Consider the following 23,743-nt stretch of genomic DNA (forward strand, 5'->3'; position numbering starts at 1 on the left):
CTGAAGAGCAGTCTTCCGATGCACTGCAAACTCTCAATCTCAATCACCCCTGATCAACTAGGCTGGGGACGGCGCCGAACGATGCTGCAGCACGGCGCAAGGAACAAATGACGGAAGGGCTGACGGGTGACGATCCTCTACACCATCGGATTGGGCGTCCTCAGCGCGCTCATCGTCGGATTCCTCGTTCGACGGATGATGCTCACCGGCACCGGAGCCGCCCGCAACACCATCGTCTCCCTCATCATGGGCCTCTCCATCTGGCCCATCACCCTCCAGGCCTACAAGATGCTCGGAATCTCCGCAGGCGGATACTATCCGACCCTGGACATGAGCTTCCCCGCCATCATGGTCTTCCTGCTGCTCTTCGCGTGGTTCATTGTCATCCAGATGTTCGTGCTCCTGGCGATCGAACTCATCATGCCCTCGGGCACACTGAGCTCCCTCATCCGCAACGCGCCGAAGATCCCCACCTGGTACCGCCGCGTCAACCGCCTGGCCCAGATCCAGAAGATCCTCATCAAATTCGGCCTCTCCCGCTACCTCAGACCCCGAATCCCGACCCTGCGCGTCTCTCTCCGAGAGATCGCCGCCACCACCCGTGACGCCCTGGCCGCCTCGGGGGTCACGTTCATCAAACTCGGCCAGTTCATCGCCACCCGCGGTGACATGATTCCGCACGAATTCGTCGAGGAGTTCTCCACCCTCCAAGCCGGGGTGAAGCCCGTTCCCTTCGCCGAGGTGAAGGACCAGCTCGAGGCCGAATGGGGCCGTCCCGTCGCCGAGGTGTTCGCCGAGTTCGATGAGAAACCCTTCGCGGGTGCCTCCGTCGCCCAGGTCCACCGGGCTGTGACCTGGGAAGGTCGCTTGGTCGCGGTCAAGGTGCAGCGGCCGAAGATCCGCAAACAGGTCCGTGCCGACTGCGATATCGTCCTCACCCTGGCCGACCGCCTCGATCGCACCACCGACTGGGCGAAGAAGATCGGCATCGCGAAACTCGCGCGCAGCTTCGTCGATTCCCTGCAGGGCGAACTCGACTACCGCGGCGAGCTCGCCCACATCGAAGCCCTCCGCCTCGCCGACGAGACCGGGCGTTCGACGACGAGGACCGATTCCGTCGTCCACATCCCTCACGTGTACAAGGAGCTGTCCGGCGAGTTCGTCATCGTCATGGACCTCGTCGAGGGTGCTCCGTTGTCCCACGGCGCCGAGGTGGTCGACCACCTGTCCGAGATCGCGCGCAGAGAGATCGCCCAGGACCTCTTCCTCATGGTCGTCCGCCAGGTGCTCGGGAAAGGGATCTTCCACGCCGACCTCCATCCCGGCAACATCGTCGTCTCGAGCGCGGGCCGTGCCGGGCTCGTCGACTTCGGTGCCGTCGGCCGCATCGACAAACGGGACCGTCGGGCAATCGCGCTGCTGCTCATGGCCTTCGACTCGCAGAACTCGCAGGCGGCGACGGCCGCGATCCTCGAGCTGCTCGGGACACCGAGCGAAGTGAATCTGCGGGAGCTGCAGCGTGAGATCGGGCAGATCATGCTCAAATACGGCGACAGCGCCCCGGGATCGACCTCGGCGGCGTTGTTCGGTGAGCTCATCGATTTCGTCGTCGACTTCGGGTTCCCAATGCCCGCTTCGGTAGCGACGGCGTTCCGTGCCATCAGCACGTTGGAGGGGTCGATCACCCGACTGGTGCCCGAACTCAACCTGCTCGCGCTGGTCACTCAGAACGGCAAGACACTGCTCCGTGAGGTCGGGGGACTGGGAGTCGATCGTCACGAGATGACTCTCTACGCGGCGGCGACCGCGCCACAGATCGCCGAGCTTCCCGGGCAGATCTCTCGCATTGCCGGTCATCTGCAGGACGGTACGCTCGACGTCGGTACGAGTGGGCTGAACATTTCAACGATCAAGAATCTGCTCGTCTCGACTGTCGAGCAGTTCATTCAGGTGATCGTCTCGACCGCGCTGATCCTCGGCGGGGTCATTCTCATGGCTGCGGACTTCGGGCCGCCTCTGGCGCCCGAGCTCAAACTCTTCACCTACTTCGGAGCGTGGATGCTCTTGGCCGGCAGCGTCATCGCAGCTCTTGTCCTCGCTCCCGCACTCAGGCAGAGGATGGCATGGGAAGGATTGGGGTAGTCGGCACCAGTTGCGGACCAAGTCCACCCTGGCCGCCGACGCCCTGAAGCCGCCTATTCCGCTGCCACTAAATGACCGTCCCCGAGATCATTCAACGCCACCTTCTCGGGCCCCTGATCTTCGGGCCAGACAGGGCTGGGGATCTCTCCGGCAATGAGGCCACGCTCTCGTCGCTGACCGGGATCCGCGATCGGGGCGGCATCCATCAGGCGCCGAGTGTAGGAATGCTGCGGGTTCTCGAATACCTGCCGACGAGGTCCCATCTCGACGATCTGCCCCAAGTACATGACAGCAACGCGATGGGCGATCCGTTCGACGACAGCCAGATCGTGACTGACGAAGAGATACGACAGGTTGAGGTCCTGCTGCAATTCGATCATCAGATTGAGCACAGTGGCGCGTACGGAGACATCGAGCGCAGACACTGCCTCGTCGGCGACAATGAGACTCGGATTGAGCGTGAGCGCTCGAGCTATGCAGATCCGTTGGCGTTGACCTCCGGAGAACTGGTGCGGGTACTTCCGCATATCGTCAGCGCTCAGACCCACAAGTTCGAACAGCTCGACAACACGAGTCTCCGCGTCAGCATTCGACGCGGTCCGATTGAGACGCATCGGGTCGCCGACGATCTTTCCCACGGGCTTGCGCGGATTGAGGCTGGCAAAAGGATCCTGGAAGATCATCTGCAGATGCCGCCGATGCGGCCGCAGCTCCTTCGTCCCCAGGTCAGTGATATCAGTGTCGAGAAGTCTGATCGACCCACTGTCAGGTTTCTGCAGGCGCATGGCCAGATTCGCCAATGTGGTCTTGCCGCAGCCGCTCTCACCCACGAGTGCGAAAGTCTCTGCCTTGTCGACATGGAAACTGACATCCTCGACGGCATGGACGCGCATGCCGCCCGAGATCGAGAAGCCCTTGACCAGATTTTCGACATCGAGAATTTTCGTCATCGGGCGACCTCTTCCTTATCGAGCCGGAACAATGCGGGGGAGTCGGTGCCGTTCATTGATCCCAGCTTCGGAACAGCGCTCAAGAGCTTCTTCGTGTACGGATGCTGGGGACGGTGGAAGATCTCCTCCACGCTGCCGGTCTCGATGGCATGAGATTGCCGCATGACAAGCACCCGGTCGGCGATCTCGGCCACCACACCCATATCGTGAGTGATGAAGATGATCCCCGCGTCGAGGTCGTTCTTCAGCTCGCGGAGCAGAGCGAGGATCTGCGCTTGGATCGTCACGTCCAAAGCCGTCGTCGGCTCATCAGCAATGAGGATCCGCGGCTGGCACGCCAGTGCCATGGCGATGACGACACGCTGCCTCATACCGCCCGACATCTGATGCGGATACTGACGGGCGCGCCGCTCCGGTTCGGGGATGCGCACCCTTTCCATGATCTCGATGACGCCCTTTCTCGCTTCTCGGCGAGACATACTCTTGTGCACGCGCAGCACCTCGGCGAGCTGGTTGCCCACCGAGTAGACCGGATTGAGTGAAGTCAGCGGCTCCTGGAAGATCATTGAGATGTCATTGCCGCGAATCGTGCGCATTTTCGCTTCCGAAGCAGTACGCAGGTCGACGATGTCCCTGTTTGCCCGAGTGAACTTCATCTGACCGTGGGTGACTTTTCCTGAGGATGAGAGCTCGACAAGCCGCATGATGGCAAGAGAGGTCACAGACTTTCCCGAACCGGATTCCCCGACGATGGCAAGCACCTCTCCGGGGCTGACATCGAACGAGATGTCATTGACGGCAACGTTCTCTTGGAACTTCACGGCCAAGTCCTTCACCGACAGAATCGGTGATTCGTCTCCTCCGGCCGCAGCTGGGGCGCCGGCTGAATCAGCGGTGAGCGTTGCGGTGTTCATCGTTCACGTCCTTTGGGGTTGAGCGCGTCGTTGAGGCCGTCGCCGGAGAGGCTGACGCTGAGGACTGCGAGGAAGATGGCCAGGCCCGGGAACGCCACGGGCCACCACGCAGTGAGCATCTGTTCACGGTTGTTGCCGAGGATCAGGCCCCAGCTCATCGTGTTCGGATCCCCCAGGCCGAGGAAGCTCAGCCCTGCTTCGAAGAGCATTGCCTGGCCGATCACGAGGGTGGACATGACGACGATCGGCGGCAGAGCGTTGGGCAGTATCGTCTTCATGATGATCCAGAAGTCACCGGCGCCGGCGGCGCGATCGTTCTTGACATAGTCGAGTTCGCGAATGCGCAGGAATTCGGCTCGAGTGATGCGCATTGTCGCCGGCCAACTGACGACTCCGATGGCGATCGTGATCGTCATCAGACTCGGAGTGAACAGGGTGACGAGGACCATGGCCAGCAGCAGCGGTGGCAGAACCTGGAAGAATTCGGTGATGCGCACAGCCACAGAATCGGCCCATCCGCGGTGGTAACCGGCGAGACCGCCAAGCATGATTCCAATTGCGGTAGACAGGATGGCTGCGACCACGCCGACGAGCATGGTGGCTCGTCCGCCGTAGAGGAGCTCGGCGAAAAGATCCCGTCCCAGTGCGTCTGTTCCCAGCAGCACCTCGGACTCGCCGGGAGCCTCCATGGGGATGCCGACGATCTCGAACGGATTGTTCGGATAGATCATCGGTCCGAAGGTGATGGCAAGCAGGATTGCGGCGAGCAGCGAAAGGCCGATGAGGGCCACTCGATTGCGACGGAACAGCGTCCAAGCCGTCGTCGGCCGTTTCCTCGTCTGCACAGCTGCTGCAGACGGTTGTTCGGGTTGGCCTTGTCCGGTGCCCGGCAGTGACATGATGTCGGTCATTGTGGCCCTCCTGAGATGGCGATCCGCGGATCGATGATGCGGTAGGCCACGTCTGTGACCAGATTGGCGAGGATGACGAGCACAGAACTGGCGAGAAGGATTCCCAGAATCACTGGGATGTCACGGCGGAGGATCGACTCGAGCAGCAGCGACCCGAGACCGGGCCAGTTGAACACGACTTCGATGAGCACCACACTCGACAAGAGCGCACCGACATGGAGGCCAAGAAGGGTGACAACCGGCAACACTGCATTGCGCAGCCCATGTTTGAAGATGACGACCTTGCCGCCCAGTCCCTTCGCCCAGGCAGTGCGGATGTAGTCAGAGTCGAGGACGTCGAGCATGCTCGTGCGTGCCGTGCGGCTGTAGAGCGCCACATAGATGAGTGCAAGTGCAGTGGCGGGCAGGATGAGGTGCATCGTCGTGTCCCACATCTGCGGAAGCGCATGCGGGGAGACGATGATCGAGTTCATCCCCTGCACCGGAAAGATCGGCAGAGTGATCGACAGTGCCAGCAGCAGCAACACCGATGTCCAGAACACCGGTGCGGCGAAGCCTACGAGAGCAAGGACGGTGACGAAGTAGCTGAGGATCCCCTGCGGTTTGATCGCGGCGACGACGCCGAGCAGCGTGCCGATGACGAGGCCCGCAGTCATTCCGGTGCCGGCGAGGAGCACGGTCGGATAAAGGCGTTCGCCGATGAGCGCCGTGACATCCTGACCGAAGTAGAACGAGTATCCGAGGTCGAAGTGAGCGATTCTGACGAGATAGTGCCAGAGCTGGACGAAGATCGGATCGTTGAGTCCATACGCTTCTCTGATCGATTCGAGCTGCTCAGGCGTGGTGCCGCCGGATTCGCCGGCGATGACGGTGGCCGGGTCTCCGGGCGCGAGGTGGATGAGGACGAAATTGAAGATGATGACGGCGAGCAGGAGGAGCACAGCCTGCCCGATGCGCGAAGCGATCGAGCGGGTTCTCGCCAGAGCCATGCTTCTGCGCCCTTTGAGTCTGATCTTCGGTGGAGCTGTCAGGGACATGGTCAACCTTCCATCGAAATGTCCAGCAGCGGAGACATGATGCCGAACGGGCCATTGGGGGCGTTGTGCACGGAGTCCGAATAGATATTGCGATACTGCTGATTCTCCAAGGGAAGAATCGGCAGTTCTTTGGTGAGTATTTCCTGGACTTTGGTGTAATCGGCCTTCCGAGACTTCTCATCAGGTGCAGCGGCTGCTTTCTTGAAGAGCCGGTCGACGTCCTCGTTGCAGTACTGGGACATATTCGCCCAGAGGACGCCCTTCTTGATGTTGTCGCACAGGTAGGTGCGTTCGACTCCGACGGCCGGGTCTCCCCAGTTCCAGACGTTGTCCAGGGTCATGTCGTAGTCGTAGTTCGCCACCCTATTGCCCCAGGTCGGCTCGTCGGCGGAGCTGCGGATCTTCACGGTGATGCCGACGTCCTTGAGGTTGGCTTTGATGGTCTCGGCGATGCTCGACGACATCTCGGCGCTGAGCGGATCGTAGTCGAGTTGGACGGTGAAGCGATTGCCGTGCTCGTCGACCGGGTACCCGGCGTCGTCGAGCAGATCGGCGGCCTTGTCGAGATCGCGGTCGTAGCGCGGCAGCGAATCGTCGAAGTAGGGGCTGCCGTTGGCGATGGGGCTCGTCGCCGGCTCGATCTGTCCGCGGTGGAGCTTGTTGACGAGGTAGTCGCGATCGATCGCATAGGCGATCGCCTGGCGCACCCGCTTGTCCGAGACGTTGTCGCTCTTGACGTTGAACCCCAGCCAGGTGAGGGCGCCCAGCCCTTCGTAGCCCTCATCGGCGACCGTGACTCCGTCGACGGCTTCCATGCGCGAGAGGATCGACGGAGTGTTCGAGAGCATCATGTCGATCTCGCCCTTCTCCGTGGCCAGCGCCAGGGTGTTCTCGTCCGAGATGATCTCGATGAGCACCTGCTGCGGTGCCTCCTCGTTGGGCATGAAGTAGTCATCGACCTTGTCGAGCACGATCCGCTTTCCCTCAAGATTGCTGCGCAGCTGGTACGGTCCCGAACCGACGACGTCGTGCGCATTCTGCGGATGGTCGACGACGGTGTCGTCGGTGCCGTAGACATGCTTCGGCATGACCGGCAGGAACGGCGGACTCATCGCGGTCATCAGTGCCGGATGCCTGCGGGACATATTGATCACCACGGTCTGGTCATCGGGTGTGTCGACGCTGGTGACAGGGCCGAACAAGTTGGCTCCGAATGGGTGCTCCTTCTTGACCACTCCGAGTGAGAAGGCGACGTCCTCGGAGGTGACGGGCTCACCGTCGTGGAATTTCGCATTCTCCACGAGGTGGAGGGTCACTGTCTTTCCGTCTTTCGACTCGTCCCATGACCTCGCCAGGTAGGGTTCGGGTTCCATATCGCTGTTGAGTCGCACCGGGCTGGCGAAGAGCTGTGCGCCGGGCGTCGCCGTCGCGAGCCCCGACTGGACGGCGGGATTGAGCACGCGAGGGACCGAACCTGTGCCGAAGATGAGTGTGTCATCGCTGCTGCCGATCAGCGCGGACGGCGCTGCGCATCCGCTGAGCATCAGCCCCAGCGCCGCTGCGATCGCGATGGCCGGGGTGAGCAGGCGTGTCGTCGTCCGCTTGGGTGGCCGCCGACGGTCCGCGTCGTTCTGTCTGCGGGTGAACTTCATTGTTCCCTTTCCGAAGATCGGGGCCGGCTAGTCGCCGACCCACCCCTGTAGTGCCCGGGCCAGTGAGGTCACGGCTTCGGGAGTGCCGGCATGATCGCCGGCCGCGATGATGACGAGGCAGCCCACGCCGTCCGACGCCGCGGCCCCCGATGCGACCTCGCTGGTCTCGCACCTCGTACCGTCATATTGGACGAGGAACCGGTGGCCGGGCCTCCGCTCGTCGGGCAGGATCCCCTTGGCGCGGACGACGGTCTCCGGCAGGTCGAGGATGAGACCGCGCAGCTCCTCCGGATGGATCGCCGAGGCGGCCGTGATCGACCACGAGCTGTGAACTCGTGCGGGGGTACGGGAAGCGCCCCCGTCGTCGACGGACGGAATCGACTCGGAGACGGCGCCATCAGCACCGGGCGCCGTCTCCGATCGCTGCGACCGACCACCGGCCAGGACGTCGTCCCGGTCGATGATCTCCGCGTCGATGCCCGGGTCCGCCGCCAACCAGTCGACGACTTCACGCCGCTGCTGCTCGTCGACCAGATCCGTCTTCGTCAACAGAATCCGGTCGGCACCGCGCAGCTGCGACAGCACCGTCTCTCCCACCCATTTCCGGTTGACGTCCCGGCGGATGGAGGTGGCATCGGCGCAGACGAGGGCTCCGCCGTGGACGAAGCCGGGATGATCGCCCCAACGGGCGACGACCTCGGGCTGGCCGACCCCACTGACCTCGACGACGACCCGGGACACCGGGGGAGCGGCGGTCCGGATGCTCTCGATCGCCGCGGCCATCCCGTCGGAGAGGTCGCAGCAGATGCACCCATTGGCGATCTCCCACGTCCGGCCGTCGGCGCCGGCGATGATCTCCGCGTCGATGTTGACCGTTCCGAAGTCGTTGACGATGACTGCGACGCGTTCACCGTCGGTCCGATCGAGGATCTCGTTGAGCAGAGTGGTCTTGCCCGCCCCGAGGTAGCCGCCGATGATAGTCAGTTCGATCATCGCTCAGCCCGCCGCCCGGAAATGCCGGCCGGCCACGACGGTCCCGTGGACGGTGACCTCCCGCAGTTCGGCAGGTTCGCACTCGTAGGGATCCCGGTCGAGGATCGCGAAGTCGGCGAACTTGCCCGCTTCCAACGACCCGACGAGGTGGTCGAGCTTGAGCATGTAGGCAGCCCCCAGGGTGACGGCGTCTAGTGCCTGGGCCACACTGATGCGTTCGTGGACTCCGAGCACGCGGCCGCTGGGAGTGGCCCGTTCGGCCGCGTAGGAGGCAGTGGCCAGCGCGTCGAGGGGAGTGACGGGAGTGTCGCAGTGCAGCGAGATCGGCACCCCGATGCGCAGTGCGGTGGCGGCGGCGTTCATCCGTTCGGCGCGATCGGGACCGAGGATGAGGTCCCGGTGCTGGTCGCCCCAGTACCAGATGTGGTTGGAGAAGATGTTCGCGCACACGCCCAGAGCCTTCATCCTCCGGTACTGTGCCGGAGTGGTCAGCTGACTGTGGGTGACCGTGTGCCGGTGGTCCCAGCGGGGGACTTCGGCCAGCACCTGCTCGACAGTGTCGAGGAAGAGTTCGGTCGCCTCGTCGCCGTTGCAGTGGACATGGATGACCGAGCCGGCCGAATGGTAGGCACGGAAGGCCCGATAGAACTCCTCCGGTGAGGACAGCCAGATGCCGTTGCCGTCCTCGGACAGATAGCCGGGGGCCTGAAGCCGGGCGGTGAAGCCCTGGATAGATCCGTCGAGGAAGAGTTTGACCCCGCCGAGGTGCATCTTCTCGCTGCCGGTTTCGGCCAGATCCGCCAGGGTCCGCGACGTCGTGTCCGGGTCGCCGCCGGCACCCATGCCTCCGCCGAGGTGGAACAGTGAGAGCCGGAGCGGGAAGTCCTCGTCGTCGAGGATTCTGCGATGCTCGTCGAGGGCATCGGTCATGATGTAGGGGTTGCCGAGATCTGCCGAGGTGGTCACCCCATGGTTGCGAGCGTCGGCGGCGAACCCGCGCAGAGCAGCCGGATTGAACGGACCGCCGAGGAGAGAGGAGGCGCTGGAGATCAGCGCGATCGCCGGAGGCTCCCGCAGTTCGCCGTTGGGTTCGCCGTCAGGACCGCGGACGACGCCTTCGACCGGGCAGTCGCGGTCGATGCCCTCATGTTTCAGCATCGCCGAGTTCACGGTGGCCAGGTGCCCGCTCTGGTGGCTGACGAAGATCGGCCGAGTCGTCGACACCGAGTCGAGGTGGCGTTTGTCGAGACGTTCGCCGGGAAAGAAGATCGGGTCGAGCCCCCAGGCGACGAGGAGCTCACCGTCGCCGAGGCGGGTGTCGGCGTCCCGCAGACGGTCGAGCACCTCCTCGATGTTCGTGCAGCCGGACCAGATCGTGCCGTCGGGATCCTTGCGCGGATAGAAGCCGACATAGGTGTTCTCCCACATCCCTCCGCTGCCGGCGTGCGCGTGGGCTTCGACCATTCCGGGGAAGATCACGGCGTCGGCGTAGCGGTCGTCGATGCGGGAGGGTCCGTAGGCCTTGAGCTCGTCGAGGGAACCGACGGCTCGGATCCGCGATCCGCGGACCATGACCGCCTCGGTGGTGGGCCGTGCGGGATCAAGGGTTCTCACGGTCCGGGCTGGGTAGATGATCTGTTCGGGCGAGTTCATCGTGTGAGCGCCAGCTTTCTGCGGCAACGTCGTCGTCGACGGGCCGCTGTTCGATTGTGTCGTGCATGATGGGCGGCACCGGAGTCGCCGGAGATGGTGGTCGGGACGGACCCGACCACCATCTCCGGCGACCGGCGCTCACCTGTATCGAGGACTCACACGTAGTCCTTGTACTTGTCCAGAGTCCGAACCGGCTTGCGCAGTGCATCGCGGCGGAAGGGATCGCCGAGCTCCTTCGTGCACATGACCTCAATGACGGTGGTCTTGCCCTCGGTCTTCTGCGCATCCACGGCCTTCTGCAGGGCCGGGCCGACCTCGTCGAGCTGGTCGACGACGATTCCGTCGGCGCCCATCGATTCGGCCATGGCGGCGAAGCTCTCTCCGTTGTCGAGCTCACCGGCGATGAAGCGGTGGCCGTAGAACTCGACCTGGTTCTTCTTCTCCGCACCCCACTGCCGGTTGCGGAAGACGACGGCGGTGACCGGAATGTCGTGGCGGACCGCGGTGAGGACTTCGACCATGCTCATCGCCCAGGCGCCGTCGCCGGCATAGGCGATGGCCGGACGTTCGGGAGCGGCGCGCTTGGCACCGATGATCGTCGGCAGGGCATAGCCGCAGTTGCCGAAGCTCATCGGAGCGAAGAAGCTGCGCGGACGCTCGAACCGCAGATAGCTGTGGGCGACCGAGTTGATGTTGCCGATGTCGGTGGAGACCATGACGTCGGCGGGCATCGCCTTCTCGAGCTCGCGCAGCACCTGGCGTGGGTGCAGCCAGCTGCCGTCCTCCTTCTCGGCCTCGGCGATGGAGTCGAGGGAGAACTCATCCTTCTCATGGGTCCAGGAATCGAGTTCGGCTTCCCACGCATCCTTCTCTGCTTTGATGAGTCCGGCACGCTGGTCCTTCGTGGCGTCGCAGGCGACCTCGCGGTCGTTGAGGCGGGCGAGGAGATCCTCGGCGACTGCCTTGGCATCGCCGCAGATGCCGACGTCGATCTTCTTCACCAGGCCGAGCATCTTCTGGTCGGCATCGACCTGGATGATCTTCGCGTTGGTGGGCCAGTAGTCGAACTCGTACTGCGGCAGGGTGCCGAATGGTCCCAGGCGGGTGCCCAGAGCGAGGACGACGTCGGCCTGGTTGATCAGCGTCATTCCGGCCTTCGAACCCTGATAGCCCAATGGTCCGGCCCACAGTGGGTGGCTGGCGGGGAAGGAGTCGTTGTGCTGATAGCTGTTGACCACCGGCGACCCGAGGCGCTCGGCCAGGGCAATGCACTCATCGACGCCATCGGCCATGACGACGCCGCCGCCGGAGACGATGACGGGGTTCTTCGCCGAGGCGAGAAGGTCTGCCGCTTCCTCGAGGCTTTCGGCACCGCCTGCGCCCCGATCGACCTTCTGCGGTGTCGGGATCTGCGGATCGCATTCCCCGTAGAAGAAGTCACGGGGGATGTTGAGCTGAGTGGGACCCATCTCCGACCTCGCGCGGTCGAAGCAGCGAGCGGTGAATTCGGACATGCGGGACGCATTGGACACATGGCCCTGGTACTTCGTGAACTCCTGGAACATCGGCAGCTGATTGGCTTCCTGGAAGCCGCCGAGCCCGATCGAGTTCGTGCCCGCTTCGGGAGTGACGATCACGACTGGGGAGTGAGCCCAGAACGCGGCCGCGATAGCGGTGACGCAGTTCGAGATTCCCGGCCCGTTCTGGCCGGTGACCACCCCGTGCCGTCCTGATGCGCGGGCGTAGCCATCAGCCATGTGCGCGGCTCCCTGCTCATGGACCACCGGGATGAAGTCGATTCCGGCGGGGGCGAAGATGTCCATCGCGTCCATGAACGCCGAACCCATTATGCCGAAGATATCGGTGACACCGTTGGCCACCATCGTTTCGACGAAGGCCTCTGAGGAGGTGATCTTCTGAGTGGTGACCGCGTCGCTCAGCGCCGCGCTCTCGGTTCGATCGGCCAGTTCCGTCATCGCAACGTCTCCTGTTCGTCGTAGGACCACTGCCTTGTGGTCTCGGTTTTGTGTTCATTTCACTTCGAAAAGCGGAACACCTCGAATTTATGGTCCGAGCTCCGTCGGTGTCAATAGAGTTCCGAAAAAGAATTCGTTTGGTACGATATTTCGAGACGGAGCAATCATGGAGGCGCTGGCTGCGGAGCGGGAGCGACTGTCGAGCGAAGGCCGAAGAGGGCCGGGGAGGTAGCGAGAATGGACGATCTGACGGAGCCGCAAATCGACGAGCGGACCTCGCTCGCCGGTGAGACACCTGCGCTGAGGTTGGTGTCGCTGTTGGAGTTCATCTCCACCCGCGACCAGATCTTCACCCTGCAGGCCCTCGTCGTCCAGACCGGTCTGCCCAAACCCACACTCCACCGGATGCTGCAGCAGCTCGAAGGCGCGGGACTGCTCACTCGCCACAGCGACGGCCGCCATTACGGCACCGGAGCCAGGCTGCGACGGATGGCCGAGGACGTTCTGCTCAATGACTCGAGGCAGGGGGCACGGCGGATGATTCTGTCCCGGCTGTCCGAGGAGATCGGTGAGAGCTGCAACCTCACCGCGGTCTCCGGCGATGAGGTCATCTACCTCGATCGCGTCGAGACCTCACACCCGCTGCGCGTGCATCTCGAAGCCGGCAGCCGCGTGCCGATCCACGCCTCGGCCAGCGGGAAGATGATCGCTTCTCAGTACGGAGAGACGCCGCGCCGCAGGCTGCTGAGCAGTTCACTCTTGAGAGAGTTCACGCCGCACACTCTCACCGATCCGGCAGAGCTCGAGGCCGAACTCGATTCGGCCCGAAGCCGCGGCTATGCCCTGGACCGGCAGGAGTACCTCGAGGGCCTCGTCTGCCTCGCAGTGCTCATCCCCACCGATCTCGGCCGATCCAATCAGGCCTTGGCGGTCCAAGCTCCCGTGATCCGGAAGTCGATCGACGACCTCGTCGAACTGCTGCCGGTGGTGGAGGAAGCCGCCCAGCGCATGGCCGTTCTCGACGAGATCGACCGCGCCGACGAGAACTCGGCCTGAACCGCGACCAGACTGACCCGCCGCCACAGTGTGGCTGAACCACGACCAGGAAAGGACGGCGCTCATGGCCGACGTTTCAACACTGAGAGAACTGTTCGGCATCGATGCCGATATGCCCGTGCCGATGCTCGAGGAGGACAGTGATCTGGTCCCGCGCATCGATGAGAACTACCGGTTCGACCCTGAGGTGACCCGGGCGGTGCTCGCCGGGTTCTCCCACGGATCGCGAGTGCTCGTGCAGGGTCTGCACGGGACGGGGAAGTCCACGCACATCGAACAGATCGCCGCCCGCCTCAACTGGCCGCTCATGCGCGTCAACCTCGACGGACAGATCTCCCGGTCCGATCTCGTCGGCAAGGATCAGGTCGTCATCGAGGACGGCCAGCCCCGCACGGCCTTCGAGGAAGGCGTGATCCCCTATGCGCTGACGCGGCCGATGGCGCTGGTCTTCGACGAATACGATGCCGGCCGCCCCGAGGTCATGTTCATCATCCAGCGACTGCTCGAACGCGATGGCCTGTTCACCCTCACCGAGCAGAACCGAGTGATCCGCCCCCACCCGCACTTCCGACTCTTCGCCACGGCGAACACGGTCGGCCTGGGCAACGTCAACGGCCTCTACCACGGAGTCAACCGGCTCAACCAGGCCCAACTCGACCGGTGGAACATCATCGCCGCACTCGACTACCTCGACCCGGCAGAAGAACTCCTCGTCGTCACCGGACAGGTGCCCGAGGCGGCGACGCGCCTGGGCGAGGAGACGGTGGCGACGATGATCGAGGTCGCCCAGCTGACGCGCAGCGGGTTCGCCGCCGGCGACGTCTCCGCGCTCATGTCCCCGCGCACGGTCATCTCCTGGGCCGAGAACTCAGTGATCTTCGGCGACGTCGAATTGGCCTTCAGATTCTCGTTCCTCAACCGCTGCGACGCCACCGAACATCCGCTCGTCGCGGAGTACTACCAGCGCTGCTTCGGCGGTGAGCTCGACCTCGACCAAACGGCGTCGGCAAGCTGATGACCACGCACGGTCCGCAGTCATCGACTCAGCGCTCAGACCGGGAGGAACTCGTCCTCGAGCGCCGCCTGGCCGCCGTGTTCCGCGCACTGAGTCAGGATGCCGGGGTCGACCTGTGGGCGCACCGGCCGGCCGACGCGAACGGTCTGCTGCCGATGAACGCACCCCACCTCTACCCCGATCCCTCCCGGTCCGATCTGACCTCTCTGCGCGGAGCCACAGACGCCATGGCCATGCGCCGGAAGTGGAGCGATCCCGAGCTCCACGGTCAGCAGCTGCCGCAGGCCCGCGAAGAGCGCCTCCTCGTCGAGATCCTCGAACAGTTCCGGTGCGAGTCCCTGGCCCGGCAAGCGGGTGTGCGCGCCAACCTGTCCCAGCGAAACGCGCACTGGCGCAGCGAGTATCTGCGCAGCCGCCTGCACGAGACCCACCTGGGCATGCTGCTGTACACGGTCATCGTCGTCACCCGGTCGATCCTGACCGGAGAGCCGATCGGTCGGGAGGACTCCGACCTCCTCGAGGAATCCCGGTTCGAACTCTCATCCGAACTCGGGCCCTTCCTCATCCCGCTGCGCAATGCCCGACACGATCAGCAGACCTTCGCCGAGGTGGCCCGCGAACTCGCACACACGCTCGCCGGCCGGATCGCCGCCGTCGAAGAGCGAGAAGGCACGCGGTCCGGAGCCCGCGAGCGTCGCGCCGCACCGAGTCTGCCGCTGGTCTTCGACATCGCCGAGGATCTGTTCGCTCCCGCCCCGGAGGATTCCGGTGGGCAGCTCCACCTCGCCCGCGGCTACCGAGTGTGGACGACGCGATTCGACCGGGAATCGACCATCGCCGAGGTGGTTCGGACGGAGAGTCTGCGCAGCGGCAGGACCGCCATCGCCGCCGAAACGGCACGTCGGTCGGTGCCGTTGGCGCCCGTCGTCTCCCGTCTGCACGGTGTCGTCGAGGCGGTGAAGGACGCCCACGAACTCGTCGATTCCGAGGACGGGTTCCTCGATTCCTCTCGGCTGACACGGTTGATCACCTCCCCTGGCGATCCGCGCGTCTTCCGTGGACGTTCGCAGCGTGCCGAGACCGATTGCGCCGTGACCTTCCTGCTCGACCTCTCGGGGTCGATGAAACCTCATGCGCTCGGGCTCGGAGCCCTCCTCGACGTGCTCGTCACCGCCCTGGACCGATTGGACGTGAGTACCGAGATCCTCGGGTTCACCACCAACGCGTGGAACGGCGGACGCGTGCGAAACGAATGGAAGAGGGCCGGCTCGCCCGATCGGCCGGGGCGGCTCAATGAACTCCATCACCTGGTGATGAAGTCCGGAGCGTCCTCGTGGCGGCGGACGCGCTCCCATCTCGGCGGTCTGCTCAAGACCTCGCTGTTCCGCGAAGGGGTCGACGCCGAAGCCCTGCGCTGGGCGGTCGGCCGGTTGCGCAGCCAGCAGGCGGCGAAATCGGCCGTGGTCGTCATCAGCGACGGTCTGCCGGCCGACTCCGCCACCGCTTTCGCCAATGACGAGGACTACCTCGCTCGTGACCTCGAGACTACGGTGGCCGGTTTGCGACGGGCCGGCGACATCGGGACGCTCGGCGTCGGCATCGGCACCGACCCCGGTCTCATCTACCCCGCCAGCGTCGAACTCGATGCCGAATCTCTGGGGGACCGCGCCTCGGTGCGGTCGGTCGTCGACGGACTCCGCACCGTCCTCGCTCGCTGAGTCCACCGCAAGTGAGGACGAGGGGCTTCCTCGTCCGCATACGTTCCTCGGCGCTTGAACCGACGACAGTGGTCGGCCCGCTGCTGGTGAGACCTGGCAGCGGGCCGACCGCTCTGTTCTCCGGGTTGGTCCGGATCCTGTCAGCCGTCCGTGGTCAGCCGTCCTTCGCGGCGCAGCTGAGCGCGTTCGCCGAACCGGGTGACGGCAGGACGCTCGTCACCGAGGACCAGACGATCGACCTGCAGATCAGTGAGCTTCCTGTTGTGCCGGATGCGAGAGAGGAAGAATACGACCCCGATGACGATCCAGACCGCAAGGGCGATGAGCGACTGCGGCCCCAGCGCACCGGGCGAACCCGGGATGAGCAGGAGCAGCATGAAGATGATCGCGATGACCGCTCCCACACCGGACAGGACCTTCTTCGTCGTCGAGTACATTCCCGGCAGCGCCTCGGGGTCTTGGGCCTCACGAGTAGGGCGGAAGATCCGGAAGGCGCACAGGCAGGTGTAGAGGTAGGCGATGGTCACACCGATCGAGGACATGTCGACGACCCAGGTCAGTGCTGCCCTGCCGAACCAGGGGCTGATGAGGCAGACGATGAGGACGGCGATGATCCCGATGTGCGGGGTTTTGTGCTTCGAATGCAGGCGAGCGAAGATCGGCGGAATCATCTGCGCGCGGCCCATGGCCATGAGCACGCGGCTGGCCGAGACGTAGAAGCCGTTGAGGCCGGTGCTCACCCCCATGGTGATGGCGATGGCGAGCAGAAGCAGACCCGAGCCGCCGACGACGCCGGTGACCGCATCGGCCGTGCCCCAGGCTGAGCCCGAATTCGCCAGGGTCTGCCACGGTTCGGCCATGGAGACTGAGACGATCATCGCCATGTACAGTGCTGCGGCGGTGACGATGGCGAGCACGATGAGGCGCAGCGCCTTGGCCGGTGAGAAGTCGAACTCCTCGGCAGCCTGCGGAACATTGTCGAAGCCGATGAACGCCCACGGGGCGATGGCGACGATCGCGATGATCGCGGCCACCGGGCTGACACCGTCCGGCAGTGCTGGTGACATGTTGGAGAAATGAGTCGTCGGGCTGGCGATGACGGAGACGATGATCGCAGAGACCGCGATGATCATGAGCACACAGGCCCAGTACTGGACCCGACCCGACAGTGCGGTGCCGCGGATATTGAGGATGGCGAAGACGACGAGTGCGGTGATCGAGATGAAGATCTCGGGCAGGTAGACATCCCAGCCGGCGACGGAATAGAGATAGCCCTGTTCCATCACCGAGGGCATGATCTTGCGGAACAGCAGAGCCAGGGCCGAAGCGTTGAGTGCGACGATGCAGACATAGCCGAGTGTGAGGAACCACCCGGCGAAGAAGGCGTGCACTCTGCCGTACCCGATGAGGGCGTATGCCAGCTCACCGCCGGAGACGGGGAAGGTGCGGATGAGGAAGCCGTAGCTGACGGCAATGATGAGCATGAGGCCGGCACCGAGGGCGAAGCCGACGAGAGTGCCCAGAGGACCGCCCATCGCCAGCCAATCGGTGGGGAGGATGAACGCACCCCAGCCGACCGCCGAGCCGAGGGCGATAGCGAAGACCCAGCGCGGTTTGAGCGTCTTGGCCATCCTCTCGGGCTGCTGGCCGTCCCCGGCCGCCGATGGCTCGGAGGCGACATTCTGAGGTGGGTTCTCTATTGATTTCGACATGGCACCTTACTTTCGTCACTTCGTTGTGAAGGTATGGGCAGTGGATTTCGTCGGGTGCTGGGCGCTCGCCGCGGGGGTGAGCGCCTGCAGGCAGGTGATGAGTCCGACGTTGACGATGTCGGACACGCTCGCCCCGCGAGAGAGGTCGTTGATCGGAGCCGCAAGCCCTTGGAGGAGCGGACCGTATGCATGTGCTCCGCCGAGGCGTTCGGCGATCTTGTAGCCGATGTTGCCCGCGGCGAGGTTCGGGAAGACGAGCACGTTCGCGTGGCCGGCGACTGCGGATTCGGGGCATTTCGACTTCGCCACGGATTCGACGATGGCTGCGTCGAATTGGAGCTCGCCGTCGACATCGAGGTCGGGGCAGCCGCTGCGTATGTGCTCGGTGGCTGCTCTGACCCGATCGATGTCGGAGTGCTGGGCCGAACCGGCAGTGGAGAAGGACAGCATCGCCACGGATGGGGTCTGGCCGGTGATCGCTGTGAACGTGTGTGCAGTGGCGATCGCGATCGCTGAGAGCTGCTGATCGTCGGGGGCCGGGATGACCGCACAGTCGCCGAATCCCAGGTATCGCCCGTCGCGCAGGCGCATGAGGAATGAGGAGCTGAGCAGGGGCGCATCCGGAGCGAGACCGACGACACTCAGCCCCGCCCGAATGACATCGGCCGTGGGCCGATCCGCGCCGGCGACGGCGGCATCGGCGAGTCCTTCCTTGACGGCTGCGGCGGCGAGGAAGACGGGATCGACAAGCCACTGCTCGGCGAGTTCGGGATGCTTCCTCTCTGCGCTGGAGCGGATTCTCTGCCCGGCGGGCCCGGCTGCGAGCACCGCCGGGTCTTCGACGGACCATCCGTCGGCACCGGCGCTGCCCAGCCGCTTCGCACGGTCCCGGACTTCGGGACCGTTTCCGATGAGGACGGGCTGGACCCCCACCTCGGCGAGGGCGCCGGCAGCGCGAAGGATACGCTCGTCGTGGGACTCCGCGAGGATGACCCTCGGTCGCGGTCCTTCTCCGCACAGAACGAGAACCCGTTCGAGGAGCATGGAGTCGATCGTGACGGACTCAAGGTCGGTCGCGACGGTCGTGCCCTGGGGTTCGGTGCGGTCGCGCGCTGCCGGCGTCTTCAACATGGTGCGAACCTCAGACCGCAGCCGTCAGCGTCGAGACGCCGAGGTGCTTGTCGACGGATCCCATGACGTGGTCGACCTTGTCGAGCAGATCATCGAGGACGGCCTGGTCCGCGACCAGCGGCGGTGAGAGCACGAGCATCGTGGCACCTCGGTTGTCGGGACGGGTGATGAGCCCGACTTCCCTCATCGACTTCGGGATCACTTCGGTGAGGATCTGTGTCGAGGCCACCGGAGTCAGTTCGGCACCGGTGTCGCGGTCGGCCATCATCTCGATGGCGTAGAAGAATCCGGTGCCACGGTACTCCTTGATGCACCGGTAGGAGTCGGCGATCCGGTCGAGGCCGTTCTGGAAGTAGGGAGCGAGGCTGCGGACGTTGCCGGGGACGTTCTCCTCTTCCAGTGCGGTGAGGTTGGCGGTGGCAACCGCGGTGGCCACCGGATGGCCGCCCCAGGTGGCGCCGTGGGTGAACGTTCCGGCATTGGGCGAGTCGAGCAGGGCCTCTGCGAGCGGTTTGCGGATGATGACTCCGCCGAGGGGCATGTAGCCCGAGGTCGAGCCCTTGGCGAAGGTGATGAGGTCTGGGACGACGTCGAACTTGATCGAGCCGAACCATTCGCCCAGCCGACCGAACCCGGTGATCACTTCGTCGGCGACGAGGAGGATTCCGTGTTCGTCACAGATCTTCCGCAGCTCTTGCCAGTAGCCTTCCGGCGGTACCAGTGCTCCGCGCGAGTTCTGGACCGGCTCGGCGAAGAGGGCGGCGAAGGTGTCCCCGCCTTCCCGTTCGATGAGTTCTCTGATGGCCTGGATCGAGGGCAGGTCGGCGGCGGTGCCCCCGGCTGGGATCTCTTCTCCGAGCGTGTTGGGCACGTGGAAGACTCCGGGCATGAGCTCGCCGAAGGGCTCCTTGTAGCCAGGGATGCCGGTGACAGCGAGGGCGCCGAGGGTGGTGCCGTGGTAGGCCATGTCCCGCGCGATGATCTTCGTGCGTTCGGGCTGTCCCTGGGAGCGGTGGTACTGGCGGGCGAACTTCACGGCGGACTCGACGGCCTCGGACCCCGAATTCACGAAGAACACGGTGTCGAGGTCGCCGGGGGCGTGGCCTGCGATGCGCGTGGCCGCGTTCACTGCCGCCGGATGGGCCGAACCCCAGTTCGTCCAGTACGCGAGCTTGCTCATCTGCTCGTAGGCGGCCTGGGGAATATCCTGGCGTCCGTGGCCGATGTTCGCACAGAACAGTCCTGCCAGACCGTCGAGGTACTGATCGCCTCGTTCGTCGGTGAGGTAACTTCCGCGCCCTTCGACGATGATCGGAAGATCGTCGTCATTCCACACTCTGCCGGTGGTGAAGTGGGGAAAAAGATGCTGCTGGGCACGATTTGCATAATCCGAGATCGTCACGCGAACCCTCCATTCGAACTGTCTGGGTCGGTACGTCGAGGCGTCCCGACTCCGGCACTCCTTCGTTGGTGTGCCTGACATCACTCTCGTGGTGATCTGGTTCCGAATGAAGTCCCAGTCCGATATGAGTTCTTTGGTGCCAGATGACGGTGGAGGGTCAGCGGTCTCCGAGAACCGAGTCGATCACCTCGGCGAGGATTCGTACACCGGGTTCGATGGCTTCGAGGTCGATGGCCGCGAAGCCGAGTCTGAAGTTGTTCCGGTGGGACCCGGGGGAGAGGAAGAACGGATCGCCTCGCTCGATCACGACGCCTCGGCGCAGACATTCGGCGGCGAGGATTCTCGCATCGAGATGTGCAGGGGCTTCGATCCACACGCTCACCCCTCCGGCAGGGAAGGGCACGGTCCACGGCAGGTGCTTCTCGAGCGCAGACGTGAGCGTCTCCCATTTCTTGCGCAGCTGGGTGCGGCGACGCGAAATCGTTCGGTGGTATTGGCCGGATTCGATGAGCAGCGCCATGGCGCGTTGAGTGTGTCCGGGGACGTGGCGGATGGAGTAGCGTCTGTGCCTGCGCATGCGTCTGATGAGTTCGGGTTCCGCGACGATGTAGCCGAGTCGCAGGCCGGGGGCGAGGAATTTGGAGAATGAGCCCAGATAGATCACGTGCTCGGAACTGGGCAGGGCTTTGAGTGCGGGGGTGGGTTTGCCTCGGTAGCGGAACTCCGAATCGTAGTCGTCTTCGATGATGAGCGAGTCCGAATCACGCATGTGTGCCAGCAGCTGCGTTCGACGCGAGGAATCGAGAGTGACGTTCGTGGGACTGTGATGGCTGGGGGTGACGTAGATGAGGTCAAGCCGGTTGGGCGGTGGGATCATGCCCCGACTGTCGACCTTCAAGGGAAACAGCTGGCCGCCGACGCGGGCGAAGGCATGTTTGGCGTCGACGTATCCGGGGTCTTCGACGCCGACGGTGGTGTCCGGCCCGACGAGCAGCTGTGCCAAGAGGTCGAGTCCCTGTTGGGATCCTGCTGTGACGAGTACATTCTCGGCATCGACATGGATGCCGCGGCTCGGCAGAACGCGCTGGCACAGCAGCTTGACCAGCAGCGGATCGTCTTCGTCGATGGCGTCGCGGACAGAGAACTGGAGATGCTCGGGTTCCATCGCAGTGCGTAGGGCTTTTGCCCAAGCGAGGCGCGGGAACTCTTCTGGATCGACCTGGCCGGCGACGAATGGGTATGGGTAGGTCTGCCAGTTCTTCGTCTTGGTGATCTCAGGCAGATGGACGTCTCGGACAGGCCGGATCTTCTTCTCCCAATCGATGGGAGCGTTCAGTCGGCGAGTGCCGTCGCTGTCCGCAGTCGCATCGGCGAGCAGTTTGCTGTTGACGAAGTGCCCGCTGCGTGGTCGGGCTTCTATGAGTCCGGTGGCGACAAGCTCCTGGATAGCAGCGTTGACGGTGTTGCGCGAGAGCCCGAGCTCGTGCGACAGGTCCCGCGATGACGGAAGTGCAACGTCAGGGCTGTAGGCGCCGGAGAGGATCTGGTGTTCGAGTGCCCTGCGGAGCTGCCGATAGAGCGGCTCCTTCGACTTCGGCGAGATTTCGATAGGGGCTCTGAGCAGCGCGTGGTCGTCGTGGTGGTCCATGTCGGGATGCGGGGTCATTGCTTTGCGGGCCTACAGTGCCAATGTGTTCGAGTTCTTGCCGTATCCGACCGGGTAACGGGGGACTACGACCATCGGTACGGGGATGCTGCGGAGCATTTTGTTCGCGGTGGCACCGAGGAACAGCGACCTCGGCTGTGCGAGGCGACTCGAACCTATGAGGACGATCTCGCTGTCGTTCCAGCTCAGTCGTTCGACCGCGGAGTCGATAGACCGCCCGTGAGCGACATCGACCATGACCTCGACGGCATCGTCGACCTGCTGTGATGCACTCAGCAGCAGCGCTCGTGCATGATCGGCGGGAGAACGCCCGTCCGGTGTGTTCGGCGGCGCGTCCAAACCGATGAGTGAGATGAGCCGGAGTGGGACGTCGTGCCGGACCGACGAGCTGACCGACACATCCAGGACTGCGTCAGCGCCGACTCTTGTTCCCATTGCACAGGTGAGTCGTGTCAGTCTGCTCGGTGGCAGGTAACCCGACGGCGCGAGCGCGACGGGTACGGAGGCTGAATGGAGCAGGGCATTGGCCACGGATCCCACAGTGAACCGTCGGAACGGGCCGCGGCTGGCTGCGCCGACGATGATGAGGTCGCAGGTCCCGGTGGAAGCGATGTCGAGAAGGCCTTCTGCCATCGAATCGGCGAAGTGGACGGTGGCTGTGGACGTGATTGTCTTGGGAATGAGGTCGTCGACCTTTGCGAGGCCCTCCTGCGCTGAGTCTTTGCGCAGCTGTTGGAACTCTCGCTCCTGAGCTGACTGAGCGTGGTCGGGCTGCGGCCCGCGAATGACATGGACGAGTTCGATTGCGACACTGTGCGGGGCAACGACGGAGCGTGCCAGAGTGAGGGCCAAAGAGACGGCATCTCGGTCTCGTCTGTCCAGAGTGATTCCGACGACGTAACGCATTGAGTCTCCTTTGACCTGGTGCTCTGTATCTGGGTGGGCGCGTCTTCCGCCTCCCAACTCGACTATAGGTGAGGCCTCTGACCGTCGACAAAGCGCAGATCAGTGGCCTGAGGAGTCATTCTCACATCGACAGCGGATGGTCGACGGGTAGGAACCGAGAGACCTCCTGTGCCGCGCGGACTACATCGGCGCCCAAGCTGATGAGGCGGTCGTCGTCCATCCTCACCGTCGGACCCTGAATGACGATGGCGGCCTGCGCTTGTCCTTTGGCGTCGAGGACAGGCGCTCCGACACAGCGAACTCCGTCCACGTTCTCCTGATCGTCGATGCTGAAGCCTCGTTCTCGGGTGGCTCGCACAGCAGATCGCGCATCGTCGCGTGTGCTCAGCGTGTTCGCTGTGACCGGTTCGAGCTGATCGGGAAGTGAGTCGAAGTATTCGTCTGCATTATCCGAGAACGCGAGGATCACTTTGCCCGAGGCCGTGGCATACAGAGGGAATCGCGCACCGACTCGTTGCACGAAGCGCAGGGGCAGCGTGGATTGGACGCGAGTCATGACGACCGATTCGCCGCCGTCGCGGATGGCGAGATTGACTGATTCTTCGGTCATCTCATTGAGCCGTTCCAGGAACGGGATCATCTTGTCGATTCCGAAGCTCCGCTGTGCCGCCTGGCCGAGGAGCACCGCGCCGCTGCCGAGGTAGTACGCGTCGTTCCACGGGTTCTGGGCGATGAGACCTTCAGCCAGAAGCGCCTTCGCGATGCGGTAGACGGTTCCGGAGGACAGCCCCAACTCCTCAGCGATGGAGGAGAGGGGCAGATCCGCCTCGGTGTCGGCCAGAAGCTTGAGAATGTTCAGCGCACGACCGACGGCCTGAGTACCTGCCGGATGCCCATTCACCATGGTGG

General features: G+C 64.1%; 18 protein-coding genes. 4 read left to right on the plus strand and 14 right to left on the minus strand.

Annotation, left to right across the window (positions count from 1 at the left end; all coding sequences use genetic code 11):
- The first annotated feature begins 126 nt into the window (after nt 1-126).
- Complete coding sequence (locus FHG09_RS14365) at nt 127-2,142, plus strand: ABC1 kinase family protein (RefSeq protein ID WP_152348321.1); 2,016 nt, start codon at nt 127-129, stop codon at nt 2,140-2,142.
- 53 nt (nt 2,143-2,195) lie between these two features.
- Here the strand turns inward: FHG09_RS14365 and FHG09_RS20280 are convergent, their stop codons facing one another.
- From FHG09_RS20280 to xsc, 8 genes are all read right to left on the minus strand, one after another.
- Nucleotides 2,196-3,092 (minus strand): ABC transporter ATP-binding protein, encoded by an 897-nt coding sequence (locus FHG09_RS20280; RefSeq protein WP_319803265.1) that lies wholly within the window; start codon nt 3,090-3,092, stop codon nt 2,196-2,198.
- Nucleotides 3,089-4,006 (minus strand): ATP-binding cassette domain-containing protein, encoded by a 918-nt coding sequence (locus FHG09_RS20070; protein ID WP_227492780.1) that lies wholly within the window; start codon nt 4,004-4,006, stop codon nt 3,089-3,091. The genes FHG09_RS20280 and FHG09_RS20070 overlap by 4 nt, the downstream gene beginning before the upstream one ends.
- Nucleotides 4,003-4,917 (minus strand): ABC transporter permease, encoded by a 915-nt coding sequence (locus tag FHG09_RS14375; RefSeq protein ID WP_227492781.1) that lies wholly within the window; start codon nt 4,915-4,917, stop codon nt 4,003-4,005. Before FHG09_RS14375 ends, FHG09_RS20070 begins: the two co-directional genes overlap by 4 nt.
- Nucleotides 4,914-5,906 carry an ABC transporter permease gene (locus FHG09_RS14380; RefSeq protein ID WP_193627389.1) on the minus strand — a complete coding sequence of 331 codons (993 nt, stop codon included), beginning with the start codon at nt 5,904-5,906 and terminating at the stop codon, nt 4,914-4,916. Before FHG09_RS14380 ends, FHG09_RS14375 begins: the two co-directional genes overlap by 4 nt.
- 50 nt (nt 5,907-5,956) lie before the next feature.
- A complete protein-coding gene (locus FHG09_RS14385) occupies nt 5,957-7,606 on the minus strand; it encodes an ABC transporter substrate-binding protein (RefSeq protein WP_152348322.1) in 1,650 nt (549 codons plus the stop codon).
- A gap of 27 nt (nt 7,607-7,633) precedes the next feature.
- Nucleotides 7,634-8,599, minus strand: coding sequence for a CobW family GTP-binding protein (locus tag FHG09_RS14390; protein ID WP_152348323.1), 966 nt, complete (start codon nt 8,597-8,599; stop codon nt 7,634-7,636).
- 3 nt (nt 8,600-8,602) lie between these two features.
- Nucleotides 8,603-10,213 (minus strand): amidohydrolase, encoded by a 1,611-nt coding sequence (locus FHG09_RS14395; RefSeq protein WP_227492782.1) that lies wholly within the window; start codon nt 10,211-10,213, stop codon nt 8,603-8,605.
- Between the two features lie 194 nt (nt 10,214-10,407).
- Entirely contained in the window at nt 10,408-12,228 is a 1,821-nt protein-coding gene (xsc, locus tag FHG09_RS14400; RefSeq protein WP_152348325.1) for a sulfoacetaldehyde acetyltransferase, read from the minus strand.
- Nucleotides 12,229-12,465: 237 nt separating this feature from the next.
- On the opposite strand from xsc, the gene FHG09_RS14405 reads away from it, so the two are divergent.
- From FHG09_RS14405 to FHG09_RS14415, 3 genes are all read left to right on the plus strand, one after another.
- Nucleotides 12,466-13,284: an IclR family transcriptional regulator gene (locus FHG09_RS14405; protein ID WP_152348326.1), complete on the plus strand. Its 819-nt coding sequence runs from the start codon at nt 12,466-12,468 to the stop codon at nt 13,282-13,284.
- Nucleotides 13,285-13,348: 64 nt separating this feature from the next.
- On the plus strand, nt 13,349-14,299 hold the full coding sequence (locus FHG09_RS14410) for an AAA family ATPase (protein ID WP_152348327.1): 951 nt from the start codon (nt 13,349-13,351) through the stop codon (nt 14,297-14,299).
- On the plus strand, nt 14,299-16,017 hold the full coding sequence (locus tag FHG09_RS14415) for a cobaltochelatase CobT-related protein (RefSeq protein ID WP_152348328.1): 1,719 nt from the start codon (nt 14,299-14,301) through the stop codon (nt 16,015-16,017). The genes FHG09_RS14410 and FHG09_RS14415 overlap by 1 nt, the downstream gene beginning before the upstream one ends.
- Nucleotides 16,018-16,157: 140 nt before the next feature.
- On the opposite strand, the gene FHG09_RS14420 is transcribed toward FHG09_RS14415, so the two are convergent.
- From FHG09_RS14420 to FHG09_RS14445, 6 genes are all read right to left on the minus strand, one after another.
- A complete protein-coding gene (locus FHG09_RS14420) occupies nt 16,158-17,729 on the minus strand; it encodes an APC family permease (protein WP_152348329.1) in 1,572 nt (523 codons plus the stop codon).
- Between the two features lie 15 nt (nt 17,730-17,744).
- On the minus strand, nt 17,745-18,860 hold the full coding sequence (locus tag FHG09_RS14425) for a phosphotransacetylase (protein WP_227492783.1): 1,116 nt from the start codon (nt 18,858-18,860) through the stop codon (nt 17,745-17,747).
- A gap of 10 nt (nt 18,861-18,870) precedes the next feature.
- The gene (locus FHG09_RS14430; protein ID WP_227492784.1) at nt 18,871-20,262 is read right to left on the minus strand and encodes an aspartate aminotransferase family protein; all 1,392 of its coding nucleotides are present in this window, start codon (nt 20,260-20,262) and stop codon (nt 18,871-18,873) included.
- Nucleotides 20,263-20,419: 157 nt separating this feature from the next.
- A complete protein-coding gene (locus tag FHG09_RS14435; protein ID WP_227492785.1) occupies nt 20,420-21,910 on the minus strand; it encodes a PLP-dependent aminotransferase family protein in 1,491 nt (496 codons plus the stop codon).
- Nucleotides 21,911-21,940: 30 nt separating this feature from the next.
- Nucleotides 21,941-22,834 carry a universal stress protein gene (locus tag FHG09_RS14440; protein WP_152348331.1) on the minus strand — a complete coding sequence of 298 codons (894 nt, stop codon included), beginning with the start codon at nt 22,832-22,834 and terminating at the stop codon, nt 21,941-21,943.
- 121 nt (nt 22,835-22,955) lie between these two features.
- Nucleotides 22,956-23,738, minus strand: a complete 783-nt coding sequence (locus tag FHG09_RS14445; protein ID WP_152348332.1) for an IclR family transcriptional regulator — start codon at nt 23,736-23,738, stop codon at nt 22,956-22,958.
- Between the last annotated feature and the right edge of the window lie 5 nt (nt 23,739-23,743).

The organism is Brevibacterium sp. CFH 10365 (assembly GCF_009299785.1).
Taxonomy (GTDB): Bacteria; Actinomycetota; Actinomycetes; order Actinomycetales; family Brevibacteriaceae; genus Brevibacterium; species Brevibacterium limosum.

What these genes read in the sequence shown, in the direction of transcription:
- FHG09_RS20070 (WP_227492780.1), bottom strand. Translation starts at nt 4,006, where the DNA reads ATGAACACCGCAACGCTCACCGCTGATTCAGCCGGCGCCCCAGCTGCG.
- FHG09_RS14415 (WP_152348328.1), top strand. Translation starts at nt 14,299, where the DNA reads ATGACCACGCACGGTCCGCAGTCATCGACTCAGCGCTCAGACCGGGAG.
- FHG09_RS14390 (WP_152348323.1), bottom strand. Translation starts at nt 8,599, where the DNA reads ATGATCGAACTGACTATCATCGGCGGCTACCTCGGGGCGGGCAAGACC.
- FHG09_RS20280 (WP_319803265.1), bottom strand. Translation starts at nt 3,092, where the DNA reads ATGACGAAAATTCTCGATGTCGAAAATCTGGTCAAGGGCTTCTCGATC.
- FHG09_RS14440 (WP_152348331.1), bottom strand. Translation starts at nt 22,834, where the DNA reads ATGCGTTACGTCGTCGGAATCACTCTGGACAGACGAGACCGAGATGCC.
- FHG09_RS14385 (WP_152348322.1), bottom strand. Translation starts at nt 7,606, where the DNA reads ATGAAGTTCACCCGCAGACAGAACGACGCGGACCGTCGGCGGCCACCC.
- FHG09_RS14375 (WP_227492781.1), bottom strand. Translation starts at nt 4,917, where the DNA reads ATGACCGACATCATGTCACTGCCGGGCACCGGACAAGGCCAACCCGAA.
- FHG09_RS14435 (WP_227492785.1), bottom strand. Translation starts at nt 21,910, where the DNA reads ATGGACCACCACGACGACCACGCGCTGCTCAGAGCCCCTATCGAAATC.
- FHG09_RS14380 (WP_193627389.1), bottom strand. Translation starts at nt 5,906, where the DNA reads ATGGCTCTGGCGAGAACCCGCTCGATCGCTTCGCGCATCGGGCAGGCT.
- FHG09_RS14445 (WP_152348332.1), bottom strand. Translation starts at nt 23,738, where the DNA reads ATGGTGAATGGGCATCCGGCAGGTACTCAGGCCGTCGGTCGTGCGCTG.
- FHG09_RS14420 (WP_152348329.1), bottom strand. Translation starts at nt 17,729, where the DNA reads ATGTCGAAATCAATAGAGAACCCACCTCAGAATGTCGCCTCCGAGCCA.
- FHG09_RS14425 (WP_227492783.1), bottom strand. Translation starts at nt 18,860, where the DNA reads ATGTTGAAGACGCCGGCAGCGCGCGACCGCACCGAACCCCAGGGCACG.
- FHG09_RS14405 (WP_152348326.1), top strand. Translation starts at nt 12,466, where the DNA reads ATGGACGATCTGACGGAGCCGCAAATCGACGAGCGGACCTCGCTCGCC.
- FHG09_RS14410 (WP_152348327.1), top strand. Translation starts at nt 13,349, where the DNA reads ATGGCCGACGTTTCAACACTGAGAGAACTGTTCGGCATCGATGCCGAT.
- xsc (WP_152348325.1), bottom strand. Translation starts at nt 12,228, where the DNA reads ATGACGGAACTGGCCGATCGAACCGAGAGCGCGGCGCTGAGCGACGCG.